Annotated in this window: 16 protein-coding genes and 1 other annotated feature; of the genes, 11 read left to right on the forward strand and 5 right to left on the reverse strand. The window is 48.4% G+C overall.

Features of this window, described 5'->3' with window-relative positions:
- Positions 1–24: 24 nt before the first annotated feature.
- Positions 25–1,689, reverse strand: a complete 1,665-nt coding sequence (gene ettA / locus CWC46_RS05750; RefSeq protein WP_021017212.1) for an energy-dependent translational throttle protein EttA — start codon at positions 1,687–1,689, stop codon at positions 25–27.
- A gap of 460 nt (positions 1,690–2,149) precedes the next feature.
- Between ettA and sltY the strand changes: the two genes are divergently transcribed.
- Both sltY and trpR read left to right on the forward strand, forming a co-directional pair.
- Positions 2,150–4,078, forward strand: a complete 1,929-nt coding sequence (gene sltY, locus CWC46_RS05755) for a murein transglycosylase (RefSeq protein WP_021017211.1) — start codon at positions 2,150–2,152, stop codon at positions 4,076–4,078.
- Between the two features lie 134 nt (positions 4,079–4,212).
- Complete coding sequence (trpR, locus tag CWC46_RS05760) at positions 4,213–4,545, forward strand: trp operon repressor (RefSeq protein ID WP_021017210.1); 333 nt, start codon at positions 4,213–4,215, stop codon at positions 4,543–4,545.
- A 12-nt stretch (positions 4,546–4,557) separates the two neighbouring features.
- On the opposite strand, the gene yjjX is transcribed toward trpR, so the two are convergent.
- On the reverse strand, positions 4,558–5,097 hold the full coding sequence (gene yjjX / locus CWC46_RS05765) for an inosine/xanthosine triphosphatase (RefSeq protein ID WP_021017209.1): 540 nt from the start codon (positions 5,095–5,097) through the stop codon (positions 4,558–4,560).
- A gap of 52 nt (positions 5,098–5,149) precedes the next feature.
- On the opposite strand from yjjX, the gene gpmB reads away from it, so the two are divergent.
- Complete coding sequence (gene gpmB / locus CWC46_RS05770; RefSeq protein WP_021017208.1) at positions 5,150–5,800, forward strand: 2,3-diphosphoglycerate-dependent phosphoglycerate mutase GpmB; 651 nt, start codon at positions 5,150–5,152, stop codon at positions 5,798–5,800.
- On the opposite strand, the gene robA is transcribed toward gpmB, so the two are convergent.
- Positions 5,797–6,663, reverse strand: a complete 867-nt coding sequence (gene robA, locus CWC46_RS05775) for an MDR efflux pump AcrAB transcriptional activator RobA (protein ID WP_021017207.1) — start codon at positions 6,661–6,663, stop codon at positions 5,797–5,799. The genes gpmB and robA overlap by 4 nt on opposite strands.
- A gap of 205 nt (positions 6,664–6,868) precedes the next feature.
- Here robA and creA point away from each other — a divergent pair, with 205 nt between their 5' ends.
- Positions 6,869–7,348 carry a protein CreA gene (gene creA, locus CWC46_RS05780; RefSeq protein WP_021017206.1) on the forward strand — a complete coding sequence of 160 codons (480 nt, stop codon included), beginning with the start codon at positions 6,869–6,871 and terminating at the stop codon, positions 7,346–7,348.
- Positions 7,349–7,398: 50 nt separating this feature from the next.
- Here the strand turns inward: creA and arcA are convergent, their stop codons facing one another.
- Complete coding sequence (arcA, locus tag CWC46_RS05785) at positions 7,399–8,115, reverse strand: two-component system response regulator ArcA (protein WP_021017205.1); 717 nt, start codon at positions 8,113–8,115, stop codon at positions 7,399–7,401.
- Between the two features lie 638 nt (positions 8,116–8,753).
- Here arcA and CWC46_RS05790 point away from each other — a divergent pair.
- From CWC46_RS05790 to thrC, 5 genes are all read left to right on the forward strand, one after another.
- Complete coding sequence (locus CWC46_RS05790; protein ID WP_021017204.1) at positions 8,754–9,440, forward strand: tRNA/rRNA methyltransferase; 687 nt, start codon at positions 8,754–8,756, stop codon at positions 9,438–9,440.
- A 210-nt stretch (positions 9,441–9,650) separates the two neighbouring features.
- Positions 9,651–9,719 carry a thr operon leader peptide gene (thrL, locus tag CWC46_RS23595; protein WP_071790906.1) on the forward strand — a complete coding sequence of 23 codons (69 nt, stop codon included), beginning with the start codon at positions 9,651–9,653 and terminating at the stop codon, positions 9,717–9,719.
- Positions 9,658–9,773 (forward strand) — a sequence feature (Thr leader region). (Overlaps the previous gene by 62 nt.)
- Positions 9,774–9,800: 27 nt before the next feature.
- Positions 9,801–12,260, forward strand: coding sequence for a bifunctional aspartate kinase/homoserine dehydrogenase I (thrA, locus tag CWC46_RS05795; protein WP_021017203.1), 2,460 nt, complete (start codon positions 9,801–9,803; stop codon positions 12,258–12,260).
- A 2-nt stretch (positions 12,261–12,262) separates the two neighbouring features.
- On the forward strand, positions 12,263–13,192 hold the full coding sequence (gene thrB, locus CWC46_RS05800) for a homoserine kinase (protein ID WP_021017202.1): 930 nt from the start codon (positions 12,263–12,265) through the stop codon (positions 13,190–13,192).
- A gap of 3 nt (positions 13,193–13,195) precedes the next feature.
- Positions 13,196–14,485, forward strand: coding sequence for a threonine synthase (gene thrC / locus CWC46_RS05805; RefSeq protein ID WP_021017201.1), 1,290 nt, complete (start codon positions 13,196–13,198; stop codon positions 14,483–14,485).
- Positions 14,486–14,561: 76 nt separating this feature from the next.
- Here the strand turns inward: thrC and yaaA are convergent, their stop codons facing one another.
- Positions 14,562–15,335: a peroxide stress protein YaaA gene (gene yaaA / locus CWC46_RS05810; protein WP_021017200.1), complete on the reverse strand. Its 774-nt coding sequence runs from the start codon at positions 15,333–15,335 to the stop codon at positions 14,562–14,564.
- 317 nt (positions 15,336–15,652) lie between these two features.
- Here yaaA and tal point away from each other — a divergent pair, with 317 nt between their 5' ends.
- A complete protein-coding gene (tal, locus tag CWC46_RS05815; RefSeq protein ID WP_021017199.1) occupies positions 15,653–16,606 on the forward strand; it encodes a transaldolase in 954 nt (317 codons plus the stop codon).
- Between the two features lie 228 nt (positions 16,607–16,834).
- Positions 16,835–17,422, forward strand: a complete 588-nt coding sequence (gene mog / locus CWC46_RS05820; protein WP_021017198.1) for a molybdopterin adenylyltransferase — start codon at positions 16,835–16,837, stop codon at positions 17,420–17,422.
- Positions 17,423–17,458 lie beyond the last annotated feature (36 nt).

Below are 17,458 nucleotides of genomic sequence, written 5' to 3' on the forward strand. Positions count from 1 at the left end.
GGGCTTCGGTGAAATGGCGTAACGTTACGCCATTTTTTTATACTTGATGCGATGGGGTTCCAGGGCTTCTGCGCCTAGTGTACGCTTCTTGTATTCTTCGTATTCTGTGAAGTTACCTTCAAAGAAATCCACCTTGCCTTCATCCTGGTAGTCGATGATATGGGTAGCAATACGATCCAGAAACCACCGGTCATGGGAGATCACCATGGCACAACCGGGGAACTCCAACAGCGCGTTCTCCAGTGCTCGCAAAGTTTCGATATCCAGGTCATTGGTCGGTTCGTCGAGTAACAGCATATTGCCGCCAACCTGTAATAACTTCGCCAAATGTACGCGTCCGCGTTCTCCTCCAGAGAGTTCGCCGATACGTTTGCCTTGATCCACGCCTTTGAAATTGAATCGACCAACATAGGCACGGCTTGGAATTTCAAAGTTGCCAATACGCATGATGTCCTGACCGCCAGAGACTTCTTCCCATACGGTTTTGCTATTATCCATACTGTCGCGGAACTGATCCACGGAAGCCAGTTGCACCGTATCACCCAGTGTAACGGTACCGGAATCTTGAGGCTCCTTGCCGGAGAGTATGCGGAACAGTGTGGATTTACCTGCACCGTTAGGACCAATGATCCCGACAATTGCCCCTTTCGGCAGAGAAAAAGAAAGGTTATCAATTAATACGCGGTCACCATAGGATTTAGTAAGGTTCTGTACTTCCAGTACTTTATCGCCCAGACGAGGACCCGGTGGAATAAACAGTTCGCTGGTTTCGTTACGTTTCTGATATTCCGTATTATTGAGTTCTTCAAACCGGGCCAGACGAGCCTTGCCTTTAGCCTGACGGCCTTTCGGATTCTGTCGTACCCACTCTAGTTCTTTCTCAATAGATTTACGACGGGCAGCTTCAGATGAGGCTTCCTGTGCCAGCCGTTGATCTTTCTGCTCCAGCCAGGAGGAATAATTACCTTCCCACGGAATTCCCTCGCCACGGTCCAGCTCTAAAATCCAGCCGGCGACGTTATCCAGGAAGTAACGGTCGTGAGTGATGGCGACAACAGTACCTTCATAATCGTGCAGGAAGCGTTCCAACCAGGCAACTGATTCTGCATCCAGGTGGTTGGTTGGTTCATCCAACAGCAGCATATCCGGTTTTTCCAGCAACAAACGGCAGATGGCAACCCGGCGGCGTTCCCCCCCGGAGAGCTGTTTGATTTGAGCATCCCATGGTGGCAGACGCAGCGCATCTGCCGCACGTTCTAGCTGGTTGTCCAGATGGTGCCCGTCATGCGCCTGAATAATGGCCTCCAGTTCGCCCTGTTCTTTGGCCAGCTTGTCAAAGTCGGCATCCGGGTCGGCATAAGCCGCATACACTTCATCCAGACGGGTCAGCGCATGTTTTACGTCACTGACGGCTCCCTCTATAACCTCACGCACGGTTTGTTCAGGATTGAGCTGCGGTTCCTGGGGAAGGTAGCCTATTTTGATTCCCTGCTGTGGATGAGCTTCGCCTTCGATATCTTTGTCTATTCCAGCCATGATACGCAGCAGGGTCGATTTACCCGCTCCGTTCAAACCCAGAACGCCAATCTTGGCACCTGGGAAAAAGCTGAGGGAGATGTTTTTCAGAATATGGCGTTTCGGCGGAACCACTTTGCCGACGCGGTGCATGGTGTAAACATATTGAGCCACGTTGCTCTGAGCCTCTCTCTGTCAGTTTTAGCGATGCGCTACGGGATTCGGAGCACATATTTGGTGGTAGCACTGGATGGGATGTATCACATCCGGCAAATGAGTCAGAACTTATCTCAATAAGCCTTTGGTCTGTTGACGGAGTTTAGCTGGTTTCATCGTTCGATCCCAGCTATCCGGCGATTTGCTGCTTCAGTATGCGATGTCTATTCCCACCATTTTATCCCGCACTTGTAAAGCGGGAGGGAAAGGTTTCCTCCAATTGGTTTGTTACAACATGTTGTAGAATTTCACACGGCTCTGATATCAGTATGACGTATCGTACTTGGATAGGATGTGCCACACTTAACCAGCATAAATAGGGTGTTGTGGTTACGAGTGTGGATGTCGTGAGCGTTTATGCTGATGTTCAGCCGTTATATCGATTACGGAAGTGATAACGAATGAGGTCAAGGTAAGCATGTTTAATGCAGTTTTTTGGCGATATGTCCTGGCGGTATTGTGGTTGGCGGGTATTTCATATTATGTGCAGGCCGACACGCTTGATGCGCAGCGTCAGCGGTATCAACAGGTGAAGCTAGCATTGGATAATAACCGACTGGATACCGTGGCGCAATTAATGCCAACCCTGCAAACCTATCCACTTTATCCTTATCTGGAATACCGGTTGTTAACACAGGATATGTCGCAACTGAGTGCAGACCAGGTCAGGCAGTTTATCGCCAAATATCCAACGTTACCTATGGTCCGTAATCTGAAAACCAGTTTTGTTAATGAGCTGGCGCGCCGCCAGGATTGGTCTGGGTTGCTGGCCTTCAGCCCGGAATCGCCAAAACCGGTTACTGCACGTTGCAATTACCTGTATGCACAGTGGGTGACCGGTCAGGGAAAGACGGTATGGGAACAAACCCGGGATATCTGGCTGACAGGACATTCACTGCCATCCGCTTGTGACAAACTATTTACTGCCTGGCAGCAATCCGGTGGTATGACGCCATTGACGATTCTGGAACGGATACGGCTGTCGATATCGACGGGCAACACTGGATTGGTGAGCCATCTATTGCAGCAACTCCCGGCAGATTATAAGACCATGAGTGATGCGCTGGTGAAACTTCTGAACAATCCGACGACGGTTGAGCAGTTCGCCCGTTCGGTTGGGCCGACGGATTTTACCCGCAAAGTGACATTGTCAGCATTCCATCGTATGGCCCGACAAGACCCAGATAAGGCACGATCGGTGTTGTCGTCCATCGTTCGTCTGCAAAAGATGAGCGATGAAGAGCGGCAGGGAATGGAAGAGGATATTGCCTGGAACCTGATGGGCAGTGATGTGACGCCTGAACAGGCGAGTTGGCGTGATGCGGTGATTCAGCGCAGTACTTCCATTTCATTATTGGAACGTCGGGTCCGTCTGGCGCTAGGGGAGGGAGACAAAAAAGGATTAGCGCTCTGGCTATCTTATCTGCCAAATTCGGTCCTGCAGAAAGATGAGTGGCGTTACTGGCAGGCAGTACTGTTATTGGATCAGGGACACCGTTCGGAAGGTGAAGCACAACTACGCGAATTGATGAAAAAGCGTGGATTCTACCCTATGGTGGCCGCGCAGAAGCTGAATGTGAATTATCCTCTAACGGTTATGGTAGCGGCCAAACCTGACCCATCGATTAGCCAACAGCCTGAAATTGCCCGTATCCGTGAATTGATGTTTTGGCAGATGGATAATCTGGCTCGCGCTGAATGGACTTCGCTGGTTGCCAGTAGCGATCGTCTGCAGCAGGAAGAATTGGCCCGTTTTGCATTTGAACAGCACTGGCCTGATTTGAGCGTTCAGGCGACGATCGTTGCGAAGTTGTGGAATTATCTTGAAGAGCGTTTCCCGTTAGCCTGGAATGACGAATTCCGTCAGGCCACACAAGGCAAAGGCATTACGCAGAGTTATGCGATGGCGATTGCCCGCCAGGAAAGTGCCTGGAATCCACAGGCCCGCTCCGCAGCCGGGGCTTCAGGTTTGATGCAACTGATGCCGGCGACTGCTCAACACACGGCTAAAATGTATAACATCATCAGCTACAACAATAGCAGTCAGTTATTGGATCCAAAAATCAATATTCTGTTAGGAACCAATTATCTGGAATATGTTTATCAATCCTTTGGTCAGAACCGCATCCTGGCTTCGGCTGCTTATAATGCGGGTCCGTCACGGGTGAAAAACTGGCTGAAAAATAGCGATGGACGGATTGATGCGGTGGCGTTTGTCGAGAGTATTCCATTTTCAGAAACGCGTGGTTATGTGAAAAATGTGCTGGCCTATGATGCCTTCTACCGTAATTTTCTTCACCGTCCGACTCAGTTGCTGGTAAACAGCGAGTGGCAGCGTCGTTACTAATCATGCTATCCATTAACAGAGAAAGCAGCCGTTAGCGCGGCTTTCTCTCCGGTGTTGTGCATTATGCGGTCTTCTGTTGTTTTTTGATTAGTGTGGTATGCTGATGTACTAGTCAAATAGTATGGCAGGTTGTTATGACACCGTTATTTCCCAACGATCCTGCTCTTTCTGAGCAAGATAGCAAAAATTGGTTACGTTTCATTGCATTATTGCAGCAGTCCGTGGCTGAAAATCTTGAACAGCCCTTGTTGCAGTTGCTTTTGACTCCGGATGAGCGGGCTGCTCTGGGGACACGAGTACGTATTGTACAGGAGCTGATGCACGGCAAAATGAGCCAACGGGAGTTGAAAAACGAGTTGGGGGCGGGCATCGCTACCATTACCCGTGGTTCAAACAGTCTGAAAGCGGCACCTCCAGAGTTGAAAAACTGGCTGGAAGTGCAGTTATTGTCTGAGGATGAAGCATAAAGACAAACGCCGTCAGATTGATGATGTCGCAGCGGGTTGTTGATAGAGTTCGTTATGGAAAGGTACCAGTGCCAGCAGCAGTGCCTGATGGTAAACACTGGCGCGAGACAGTTTCCCTGCGGTAAAAAAGCCAATGGCGCCGCCTTGATGTTTGATATCCTGTATGCCGGTCAGCCGTGCCATTTCATCACCCAGTTCACGGCCTTCCCGGATGCCTTGCAGAATACTTTCTGGTAATACCAGGCTGGCTGACCGGGATTCACCGCGAATATGAGCGTTTTCTATCACCATCCAGGCGAAGGTCATACTTTCTTCAATACCAGCTTCTACGCCGATCCAAAAATCAGCTTCTGGGCGGACCTGGCGAGCCATCATTACCCGATTTCTTGCTCCAGTACGAGTTTCTACTGAGCCAAGTGGTTGATAGGGAACACCACTGTCGACATCAACACCTTCAATGCGGCAATTATCTGCGCCAAAAACATCAGCAAATGCTAAAGTTATGGCGTTGATTTTTGACGGATTAGTCGTAGCCGCTACAACGTAATACATAATGATTCCCTACACTTGTAGTTAATTTTATGCAGTATAACGGAAAACAATCATGTTACAGGTATATCTTGTTCGCCACGGAGAAACAGAATGGAACGTGGCACGACGTATTCAGGGGCAGTCTGACAGTATCTTGACATCAGCAGGCGAGCATCAGGCTTGTCTGGTCGCGGATCGTGTAAAAAGTTTGGGGATTACCCATATTTTTACCAGTGACTTGGGGCGCACTCGTCGCACCACTGACATTATCGCTCAAGCCTGTGGATGCAGTCAGATCCTGATGGAGCCGGGTTTACGTGAGTTGGACATGGGGATCCTGGAGGGGCGCTTGATCGACTCGCTGAGCAGTGAAGAGGAAGGCTGGCGTAAGCAACTGGTGAATGGTACACCAGATGGCCGCATTCCGCAGGGTGAGTCAATGGCTGAGCTGGCACTTCGTGTACATCGGGTACTGGATAACTGTCTGTCATTGCCGGATGGAAGCCGTCCATTGTTTGTGAGTCACGGTATTGCGCTAGGATGCCTGATCAGTACTTTGCTGGGGCTTCCCGCCTGGGCAGAGCGCCGTCTGCGTCTGCGTAACTGTTCGCTGTCTCGCATTGATTATCAGCAGAGTCTGTGGCTGGCATCAGGTTGGGTCGTGGAAACTGCCGGAGACGTTTCTCATCTTGACGCCCCGGCTCTGGATGAATTGCAACGTTAACTCCGTATTGGAATTAAATATTCACAACGAATGATTTTAGGTGGGTGTTCATCGTGATTCCCCTGAGGGTGGAACCGCTCAGCGTCAAATCCCTGACGACGTATCAGCTTATAGGTCGGGAGGCAGGTATCGTACAGGGTGACAATAAAGTCCTGGAAATCGTCTTTCGGTCCTTCATAGACGAACAGTGCATAATCTCCGCCGGGCAGCACAATTGGATTGCCAGGCTGAACCCCTTCAGGCACGTGTTGTGGTTCCAGTGCCGTGGTATAAAGGACCTCATGCTCATCATCTTTATCTTTACTTGGCCGAGAGTGATGTAATCCATACATTATCGGCGGGGTAAATATTGTCTCGCCAAGATACTGACGCCAGAACTGAACGCGGGTTTCGGTGCGGAAGTTACACATCTGTTCCAGGCTGCAATTACAATTTTGCGTTATCCCAACCAAATGTGTTTCCGGCATAGTAATGAATTGCGGCTGGGGCATGGTAAACGGACCTAACCGAAGCGGTGGGTGGATACCAAAAGTATCCCAGTCATCGGCGTGCCGATAAGATGCTGGCGTTTGTGCAAACTGTTTTTTGAAGGCTCGCGTAAAAGTCTGTTGCGAATCGAAACGATATTGTAGCGCGATATCCAAAATCGGGCGACTGGTCAGACACAAAGCAACCGCTGCTTTGGTGAGCCGACGAGCACGGATATATGAACCTATAGCATGGCCCGTTACATCCTTGAACATCCTCTGCAAATGCCATTTTGAGTAGCCTGCTTTTGCCGCTACATTATCCAGTGATAAAGGCTGGTCCAAATGACCTTCCAGCCAGTTAAGCAGGTCACGTATGATACTGGCTTGATCCATAGATCATCCTCATAGAACACTGAGTGCTAAACATATAAGACTTTGCATGATAGCAATTTTTTTCTTCAGGCACTGCCACAAGTTTTTTGTGGGTATCGAGTAGATTATTTGACTAACGCGCAATATTACAGAAATTTATCTAACATGATGCTTTTTAACCAGTAAAGGCAAATAATTTTTTGTTACTAAATAGAGAAACAGGATGATGAATAAAAAACAGTTTTTTAGTCTCGGGTTGCTGATGATAAGCGCTACATCAGTTTATGCTGAACAAATTGGTTCGGTAGATACGGCTTTTAAGCTGTTAGGCCCAGATCATAAGATCATCGTCGAGGCGTTTGATGATCCTGGCGTCGATAACGTAACCTGCTATCTCAGCCGGGCCAAAACCGGCGGTATTAAAGGCGGGTTAGGGTTGGCGGAAGATACTTCTGACGCAGCTATTTCCTGCCAACAGGTGGGACCGATTACGTTGAGCGATAAGATTATTAACAGTAAAGGGAAAGGTAGTGTGGTATTTCAGCAACGTACTTCGCTAATTTTTAAAAAACTGCAAGTGGTACGGTTTTACGATCAGAAGCGTAACGCATTAGTCTATTTGACCTACTCTGATCGTCTGGTAGACGGTTCGCCGAAAAACGCGTTGAGTGCAGTGCCGATTGTGGCGTGGGGTAAAACACAATAGTGGGCAGCGTAAGATAATACGGGCCGGAGATAAGACTCCGGCCCATAGTATTAATCTTCCAGATCACCGCAGAAACGGTAACCCTCACCATGAATAGTCGCGATGATTTCTGGTGTATCGGCGGTAGATTCAAAGTGTTTGCGGATACGCCGGATGGTGACATCGACTGTACGGTCATGTGGTTTTAACTCACGTCCCGTCATCTTTTTCAGCAGTTCGGCTCGAGACTGAATTTTGCCCGGATTTTCACAAAAGTGAAGCATGGCTCGAAATTCACTGCGTGGCAGTTTGTACTGTTCACCCGCCGGGCTGACCAGAGAACGACTGTTGATATCCAGTTCCCAGCCATTGAAGCGGTAGCTTTCCACCAAACGACGTTCTTCTGCTCCTCCACCCAAATTCATGGTGCGAGATAACAGATTGCGTGCGCGGATAGTCAATTCACGTGGGTTGAATGGTTTGGTGATGTAATCGTCAGCGCCGATTTCCAAGCCCAGGATCTTGTCAACTTCATTGTCCCGGCCTGTGAGGAACATCAAGGCCACACTGGCCTGTTCACGCAATTCACGCGCCAGCAATAAGCCATTCTTACCCGGCAGATTGATATCCATGATCACCAGGTTTATGTCGTTTTCAGACAGAATATGGTGCATTTCAGCGCCGTCAGTGGCTTCGTGAACAATGTATCCTTCGGCCTCAAAAATACTTTTGAGGGTATTACGAGTTACCAACTCGTCTTCGACAATAAGAATGTGCGGGGTCTGCATGTTTGCTACCTAAAATTGCCAACTAAATATAGAGATTCGGGAGTACAGAAGTCTTTGTTTTATCAAGTAATTCAGGAACAATATTCACTGCATCACTTGCCATTTGACTCAAGTACGTAAATACGTTTCGATGTACTTTTTCATCTGCAAGGTTATCGGCATGACAGATGAAGATGAGACTGTGCAACAGAACCTAAGGCGGCGCTCAGTTTAACCTTATTAACAGCAACATAACAGTGAGCGCTTATTTCGTCTGCTGGCAAATCTACGGTTCTGTTGACATATATCAAATTTGATTGTAGCACGTTAACTATTTTGTGAAAAATACTTACAAGATTGTCAGCCTAAGTCACAATTTAGCGTTTTTCTACACGATTCAGCATAGTAAATACTAATAGTAGTATTAGTGGTATGAGAAAATAACAGTTTGAGTTTACTGTTTTGATAAAAAAGGATTTATTCTTGTTTCTTGAAATATTTGCCTCCTTTGGCATTTTTACGATGAAAGTCAATTTCATTTTTGTCCGTTGTTTTATTTGAACTTGTTGTTTCCTTGTTAATTATTACCCGGTTTATGCTTGCGGTTTTATCGAACAATCGGTATGACGGCGATCTTGGCATTGGAGATGGGAGGTTGTGTGCGGTTTTATATCATTTTGGTAGCGCCAGCCCGGGCAGAAAACGTGGGAGCGGCTGCAAGAGCGATGAAAACAATGGGATTCAGTCGTTTGCGTATAGTCGATAGTACCGTTCATCTGGAACCTGCAGCCCGTTGGGTAGCTCATGGGTCAGGCGATATTCTGGATGGTGTCGAAACGTTTACTACCTTGTCTGAGGCGTTGACCGATATTGATTTCAGCATAGCGGCCACAGCCCGTAGCCGAGCGCGTTTCCATTATTACTGCACACCGACGGAATTGCTGGACATTATGGATGAAAAGCAGCACTGGGTTCATTCTGCCGCATTGGTTTTTGGACGTGAAGATTCGGGATTGACCAATGATGAACTGGCGTTGGTAGATCTATTAACTGGTGTACCTATGCAGGCGGATTACCCATCATTAAATCTTGGTCAGGCGGTCATGGTCTACTGTTATCAACTTGCTTCATTGATGCAGGTTTGCTCTGAAAGCGCTGCTCCTGCTCAGCCGGGGCAATTACTGGCGTTGCGGCAACGTATTGACGGATTACTGATGGTCGTTGACGCAGTGCAGGATGAGAAGCTGCGTGACTGGCTATATCAGCGTCTGGGGTTACTGGCACAGCGTGACACAGCAATGCTCCATACCTTGTTGCATGATGTAGAAAAAGCATTATCAAAATAAGATAAAGCCAACTGAATATTTGATAAGTTAATATTCTTTTATATTCTGGTTTTAACAGTTTTAATTTTATTTTTTTTATTTTATTGGGGTATTATTCCGCTCGTGTCTGTATGAGTTTGGGATGGAACAGAAGAAATCCATTGACTTAGTTGTGTGATTGCCCTAACTAATAGGGCAGACAGAGTTTTTAACTGACGAGAAATTTACGCAATGCGTTATATCAGCCTGAGCACGATTATTATTACCACCACCGGTACGATTAGTAACGGTGCGGGCTGACGCGTAGAAAAGAATCAAAAAAAGCCCGCACCTTACAGTGCGGGCTTTTTTTTAGGCTGAAATTCAGGAGAACTGATAAAAATGCGAGTGTTGAAATTTGGCGGGACATCGGTGGCAAATGCGGAGCGTTTCATGCGTGTTGCCGACATTATTGAAAGCAATGCACGTCAAGGACAGGTTGCTACCGTACTGTCAGCACCGGCCAAAATAACCAATCATTTGGTTGCCATGATTGATAAAACCGTTGCCAGACAGGATATATTGCCGAATATCAGCGATGCAGAGTCTATTTTTTCCTCATTATTGCAAGGGCTGTCCCAGGCTCAACCGGGATTTCCGCATGACCGCCTGAAAGCCGCGGTGAATCAGGAGTTTGCCCAGCTCAAGCAGATATTGCACGGTATCTCATTGCTGGGGCAGTGTCCGGATAGTGTGAATGCCTCGATTATCTGCCGCGGCGAGAAATTGTCGATTGCTATCATGGAGGGGGTGTTTCAGGCGCGCGGGTACCAGGTGTCAGTGATTAATCCTGTTGAGCAACTGCTGGCGCAAGGACACTATCTGGAATCCACCGTAGATATTGTTGAGTCCACCCGTCGTATCCAGGAGCAGGCGATCCCCCAGGATCACGTTATTCTGATGGCAGGCTTCACGGCCGGTAATGACAAAGGCGAGCTGGTGGTGCTGGGCCGTAATGGTTCTGACTACTCAGCGGCGGTGTTGGCGGCCTGTTTACGTGCCGATTGCTGTGAGATCTGGACGGATGTGGACGGCGTATATACCTGTGATCCGCGTCAGGTGCCAGATGCGCGGTTGCTGAAGTCAATGTCCTACCAGGAAGCGATGGAACTCTCCTATTTCGGGGCCAAAGTCCTTCATCCCCGTACTATCATTCCTATTGCCCAGTTCCAGATTCCCTGTCTTATTAAAAATACTGAAAATCCTCAGGCGCCAGGTACGTTGATTGGGATGGAAAGCACTGACACACAGTACCCAGTTAAAGGCATCACCAATCTGAATAATATGTCCATGATCAACGTTTCCGGCCCGGGTATGAAAGGAATGGTGGGAATGGCGGCCCGTGTTTTTGCTGCAATGTCCCGGGCAGGTATCTCCGTCGTGCTGATTACCCAGTCGTCGTCAGAATACAGTATCAGCTTCTGTGTTTCACAAAACGAGCTATCTCGGGCGTGTAAAACGCTGGAAGATGAATTCTATCTGGAATTAAAAGAGGGCGTGCTGGAGCCGTTAGGTGTGGTGCAGCGGCTGGCGATCATTTCTGTCGTGGGTGATGGTATGCGTACACTGCGGGGGTTGTCTGCTCGTCTGTTCACTGCGTTGGCTAGCGCCAATATCAATATTATTGCTATCGCTCAGGGCTCTTCAGAACGGTCCATTTCTGTCGTGGTGAATAATGATGTCGCAACCACAGGTGTGCGTGTGGCGCATCAGATGTTGTTCAATACCGATCAAATGATCGATGTATTTGTCATCGGGGTAGGCGGTGTAGGTGGCGCGCTGTTGGAGCAGATCCACCGTCAGCAACTGTGGCTGAAGCAGAAACACATCGATCTGCGAGTTTGTGGTATTGCCAACTCCAAAGCGCTGCTAACTGATATCAATGGTATTTCCATGGATTCCTGGCGTGATGATTTGAGCAAAGCTCGTGAGCCTTTCAATCTGGGGACGTTGATTCGACTGGTGAAAGAGTACCATCTGCTGAATCCGGTCATTGTTGACTGCACATCCAGTCAGGCGGTAGCTGACCAGTATGCTGACTTCCTTGCCGATGGTTTTCACGTTGTGACGCCAAATAAGAAAGCCAATACCGGTTCTTTGCATTATTACCATCAACTGCGTAGTGCTGCCGCCCAGTCTCGCCGTAAATTCCTTTATGATACTAATGTCGGTGCGGGTTTACCGGTCATTGAAAACCTGCAAAATCTGTTAAATGCGGGGGATGAACTGACCCGGTTTAACGGTATTCTTTCTGGGTCCCTGTCCTTTATTTTCGGTAAGCTGGATGAAGGCATGTCATTATCTGCAGCAACATGGCAAGCGAAAGAGAAAGGGTATACCGAACCGGATCCTCGTGATGATCTCTCCGGTATGGATGTCGCTCGTAAACTGCTGATTCTGGCTCGTGAAGCTGGTTATGAACTGGAACTGAGCGATATTGAGGTTGAATCGGTGCTGCCTGACAGTTTTGACGCTTCAGGCGATGTGGCAAGTTTTCTGGCTCGTCTGCCTGAAGTGGATAGCGCGTTTGCCCACCGTGTTGAACAGGCTCGCGCAGAAGAAAAAGTGTTACGTTATGTCGGTATGATTGAAGACGGGAAATGTAAGGTAAAAATCAGTGCTGTTGGTGGCAATGATCCGTTGTTCAAGGTGAAAGACGGTGAGAATGCGCTGGCATTCTACAGTCGTTATTATCAGCCGTTGCCTTTGGTTTTGCGCGGATACGGAGCAGGAAATGATGTGACTGCGGCCGGGGTCTTTGCTGACCTGTTGCGCACGCTGTCATGGAAGGTGGGAGTTTAATTATGGTTAGGGTTTATGCCCCGGCATCCATTGGTAATGTGAGTGTTGGATTTGATGTGCTCGGTGCGGCGGTTTCTCCAGTTGATGGCGCGTTACTGGGTGATTGTGTATCGGTAAAGGCGGCTGACCAGTTCAGCCTGCAAAATGAGGGCCGATTTGTCAGTAAATTGCCTGACGACCCGAAACAGAACATTGTCTATCAGTGTTGGGAACGTTTCTGCCAGGAGATTGGTGAGACGATCCCGGTAGCCATGCGGTTGGAGAAAAACATGCCGATTGGCTCCGGGCTTGGCTCCAGCGCTTGTTCTGTCGTGGCTGGTTTGATGGCAATGAATGAATTCTGTGATAAGCCGTTGGATGATACCCGGCTGCTGACGTTGATGGGGGAGCTGGAAGGTCGTATTTCCGGTAGCGTCCATTATGACAATGTCGCTCCCTGTTTTTTGGGAGGCATCCAACTGATGATTGGAGAAAACGACATCATCAGCCAGCCGGTACCGGGATTTGACGATTGGTTATGGGTGATGGCCTATCCGGGGATTAAAGTTTCTACCGCAGAGGCGCGAGCCATTCTACCGGCACAATACCGTCGCCAGGACTGCATCAGCCATGGCCGTTATCTGGCAGGATTTATCCATGCTTGCCATACCGGTCAGGCTGCATTAGCGGCTAAACTGATGAAAGATGTCATTGCGGAACCTTATCGCACGCAGCTGTTGCCCGGTTTTGCCGAGGCTCGTCATGCCGCACAGGATATCGGTGCACTGGCTTGTGGTATTTCAGGTTCGGGGCCGACGCTGTTCTCGGTGTGCAATGATATGAGCGTGGCCCAGCGTCTGGCTGATTGGCTGCGGATTAATTATCTGCAAAATGAAGAAGGTTTTGTTCATATTTGCCGTCTGGATACGACAGGCGCGCGACAATTGGGATAACGCATGAAACTGTACAATCTGAAAGATCACAATGAACAGGTCGATTTTGCCCAGGCGATCAAGCAAGGGCTGGGTAGTCAGCAAGGGCTATTTTTTCCACTGGAACTACCGGAATTTAACCTGACAGAGATTGATAATCTGCTGTCTCAGGACTTTGTTACTCGCAGCAGTCGTATCCTGTCCGCTTTCATTGGCGATGAAATGCCTGATGAAACCATTTACCAACGGGTTAAAGCCGCATTCTGTTTTCCTGCGCCCGTGGTTTCGGTGAGTGAAGATATTGCGGCGCTGGAGCTGTTCCATGGTCCGACGCTGGCGTTTAAGGATTTTGGTGGTCGCTTTATGGCGCAAATGCTGACAGAAGTCGCAGGTGATCAGCAAATTACCATTCTGACAGCCACATCCGGCGATACCGGCGCGGCGGTAGCCCATGCGTTTTACGGACTGAAAAATGTGCGTGTGGTGATCCTCTATCCGCGCGGCAAAATCAGCCCGTTGCAGGAAAAACTATTCTGCACGTTAGGGGGAAACATTCACACCATCGCCATCGATAGTGATTTTGATGCCTGTCAGGCATTGGTGAAGCAAGCATTTGATGATGAAGAGCTGAAACAAACTGTCGGGCTGAATTCTGCAAATTCTATCAATATCAGTCGATTGTTAGCACAAATCTGTTACTACTTTGAAGCGGTGGCACAGCTGCCACAGGCATTACGTAATCAACTGGTTATCTCAGTCCCCAGTGGAAACTTTGGTGATTTGACGGCAGGATTGCTGGCGAAATCTCTTGGGTTACCAGTGAAGCGCTTTATTGCTGCTACCAATGTCAACGATACCGTGCCGCGTTTCCTGGAAAACGGCGCATGGCAACCGAATCAGACGGTAGCGACCTTATCCAATGCCATGGATGTCAGTCAGCCTAACAACTGGCCGCGTGTGGAAGAATTGTTCCGCCGTAAAGCCTGGAAACTCAACGAACTGGGTTTCGGTGCCGTGAGTGACGAAACCACCAAAGCGACCATGCTTGAGCTGGAAGCATTGGGTTATACCTCTGAGCCACATGCGGCGATTGCTTACCGTTTGCTGCGTGATCAGCTTCAGCCCGGCGAGTTTGGTCTGTTCCTGGGAACGGCGCATCCGGCGAAATTCAAGGAAAGCGTAGAAGCGATTCTGGGGAAAACGCTGGAATTGCCGCAGGCACTGGCCGAAAGAGCCGAACTGCCGCTGCTCTCTCATCATTTTGCGCCTGAGTTTGCCGCGTTGCGTAAATTCTTGATGGAACTGCCACGTTAAATAAAGGATGAGTTCAAAAAGGGTGACGTCATGTCACCTTTTTTGTCCGGTGTGATTGGTTGTTATCCGTTATCACTCAGTGTTCGTGCCGTTTAAAAACCAACTCATCGGCAGAGGATCCACTGGCTTCAAAGTAATAACTCTCTAGATTGAAATCTTTCAACTGTTCTGGTTGAGAAAGCTGATTCTGGATAATAAAACGGCTCATCAGGCCACGGGCTTTCTTGGCATAGAAACTGATGACTTTGAATTTGCCATTCTTTTCATCCAGAAAGACAGGTTTGATTAAGCGCGCGTTTAGTTTGTGCGGTTTTACCGACTTGAAATACTCATCAGAAGCCAGATTGATCAGGATATTGTCTCCCTGTTCGCTCAGCGCCTGATTCAGCTTTTCGGTGATGATATCCCCCCAAAACTGATAGAGATTGTTTCCAGCGCGGTTAGTGAGTTTTATTCCCATCTCCAGCCGGTAAGGCTGCATTAAATCCAGTGGGCGCAAGACACCATACAGCCCGGACAATATCCGTAAATGTTGTTGGGCAAAATCGAAATCCGTATCACTAAAACTTTCCGCATTCATCCCGGTATATACATCGCCTTTAAATGCCAACAGTGCCTGCCGGGCATTTTCCGGCGTAAAGTCTGGATGCCAGTCATTAAAGCGCCCGGCATTTAGTCCGGCCAGTTTATCGCTAATCCCCATCAAGGAAGCAATGTCCGCTGGGGTAAGCTGTCTGCAATATTCAATTAGTTGCCGCGAATAATCGAGCAATGCTGGCTGGGTATAACGCTCGGTTGGCAGAGCGCTGGTGTAGTCCAGTGTTTTTGCAGGGGAAATAGTAATTAGCATCGGCGTATCCCATTCAGTTCTGATGGCTCTACTGTAGCAAAAACCCGGAAAGAAAGGGGCAATGGTTCTGAGAGAGCAAGGTAATCAGCGATAACACTGCCGATATTTAGCGCACCAGTCCCTGTACAGCCTGACTCGATTATTGCAATATCTGTTATAGTGTAATTATCTTTATGATTTATAAGTATAAATAACCAGTTAAAATGCAGGTATGATTTTAAAGGGGCAACTTGCACCGGTTTTCGCGCGTGTTATTATCAGGCTCTGGCAGTAGCACTTTGCCACCAGTTCATGCACTAACAATGAGAAAGGCCAACATGACGGATAAACTGACTTCCCTACGCCAACTAACAACAGTCGTGGCTGATACTGGCGATATCGCGGCAATGAAGCTGTACCAGCCGCAGGATGCCACTACCAACCCTTCCCTGATTCTGAATGCCGCACAAATCCCTGAATATCGCAAATTGATTGATAATGCTATTGACTGGGCGCGAGTACAAAGTGGCAAACGCGAGCAGCAACTTACTGATGCCACTGACAAGCTGGCGGTTAATATCGGTCTGGAAATTTTGAAGCTGATTCCAGGACGAATTTCCACCGAGGTGGATGCTCGTCTGTCTTATGACACCGAAGCCAGCGTCGCCAAGGCGAAGCATCTGATCAAACTGTATAACGATGCAGGTATCAGCAATGATCGCATCCTGATCAAGCTGGCCGCTACCTGGCAGGGCATTCGTGCTGCCGAACAACTAGAGAAGGAAGGAATCAACTGTAACCTGACTCTACTGTTCTCTTTCGCTCAGGCTCGTGCTTGTGCCGAAGCCGGCGTATTCCTGATTTCCCCGTTTGTTGGACGTATTCTGGATTGGTACAAGGCCAATGGTGATAAAAAAGAATTTGCGCCACATGAAGATCCCGGTGTGGTTTCCGTCAGCGAAATTTATCAGTATTACAAATCACATGGTTATGAGACCGTGGTGATGGGCGCTAGCTTCCGTAATATTGGTGAAATTACCGAGCTGGCTGGTTGTGATCGTCTGACCATCGCGCCTGCGTTACTGAAGGAACTGGCGGAAAGCCAGGGCGAAGTTGCTCGTAAATTATCCTATACAGGGGAAGTGAAAGCCCGCCCCGCCAGAATGAGCGAGTCTGCGTTTTACTGGCAGCATAATCAGGATCCTATGGCCGTTGATAAATTGGCCGAAGGTATTCGCAAATTTGCGATAGACCAGGAAAAACTGGAAAAAATGATCACAGATCTATTGTAAAAATAGGCGTGTCAACAAACAGCCGGCCCGGCCTGAGTCGGTTGTATTTTCAATACCATTCTGCATCATCAAGTATCTTAATAACCTTTCCAACAACAGTTCGACTCAACTGATATCTGCCGTTATGACAATTGATGACCAGCCTTTCCGTCCTGAAAGTGGTTATTTCTTGCAGTTAACGCATAATCCTGCTGATAAAATGAGGTTTTTGCTCAAGAGGAGATGTTTATGGATATGCTGCGTGTTGGTTTGGTGTCGGTTTCTGACAGAGCATCCACTGGTGTCTATCAAGATAAAGGGATACCTGCTTTACAGGAATGGCTGACGGACGCCCTGACAACCGCGTTTGAAGTGGAAACCCGTTTGGTTCCGGACGAGCAATCGCTGATTGAACAAGTCTTATGTGAACTGGTGGATGAGTGTGGGTGCCATCTGGTGCTGACCACCGGAGGAACCGGGCCTGCCCGACGTGATGTGACTCCCGATGCCACATTGGCTGTTGCCGATCGTGAAATGCCTGGGTTTGGTGAGCAAATGCGTCAAATAAGCTTGCGGTTTGTACCGACAGCCATCTTGTCCCGTCAGGTGGGGGTAATCCGTAAACAGGCATTAATACTGAATTTGCCGGGACAGCCGAAATCGATTCGTGAAACCCTGACCGGCCTGAAAGATGAAACCGGTCGCGTGGTTGTCGCAGGAATTTTTGCCAGTATTCCCTACTGCATACAATTATTGGAAGGTCCATATATCGACACTGATCCCAATGTCGTAGCAGCTTTCCGTCCTAAAAATGCTATTCGTGAAATAAAAAACTGAAGTTAGAGAATTTCAAACATAAGATTCAGCTTTGCT

The sequence above is a fragment of the Prodigiosinella confusarubida genome, assembly GCF_002847015.1.
GTDB classification, from domain to species: Bacteria; Pseudomonadota; Gammaproteobacteria; order Enterobacterales; family Enterobacteriaceae; genus Prodigiosinella; species Prodigiosinella aquatilis.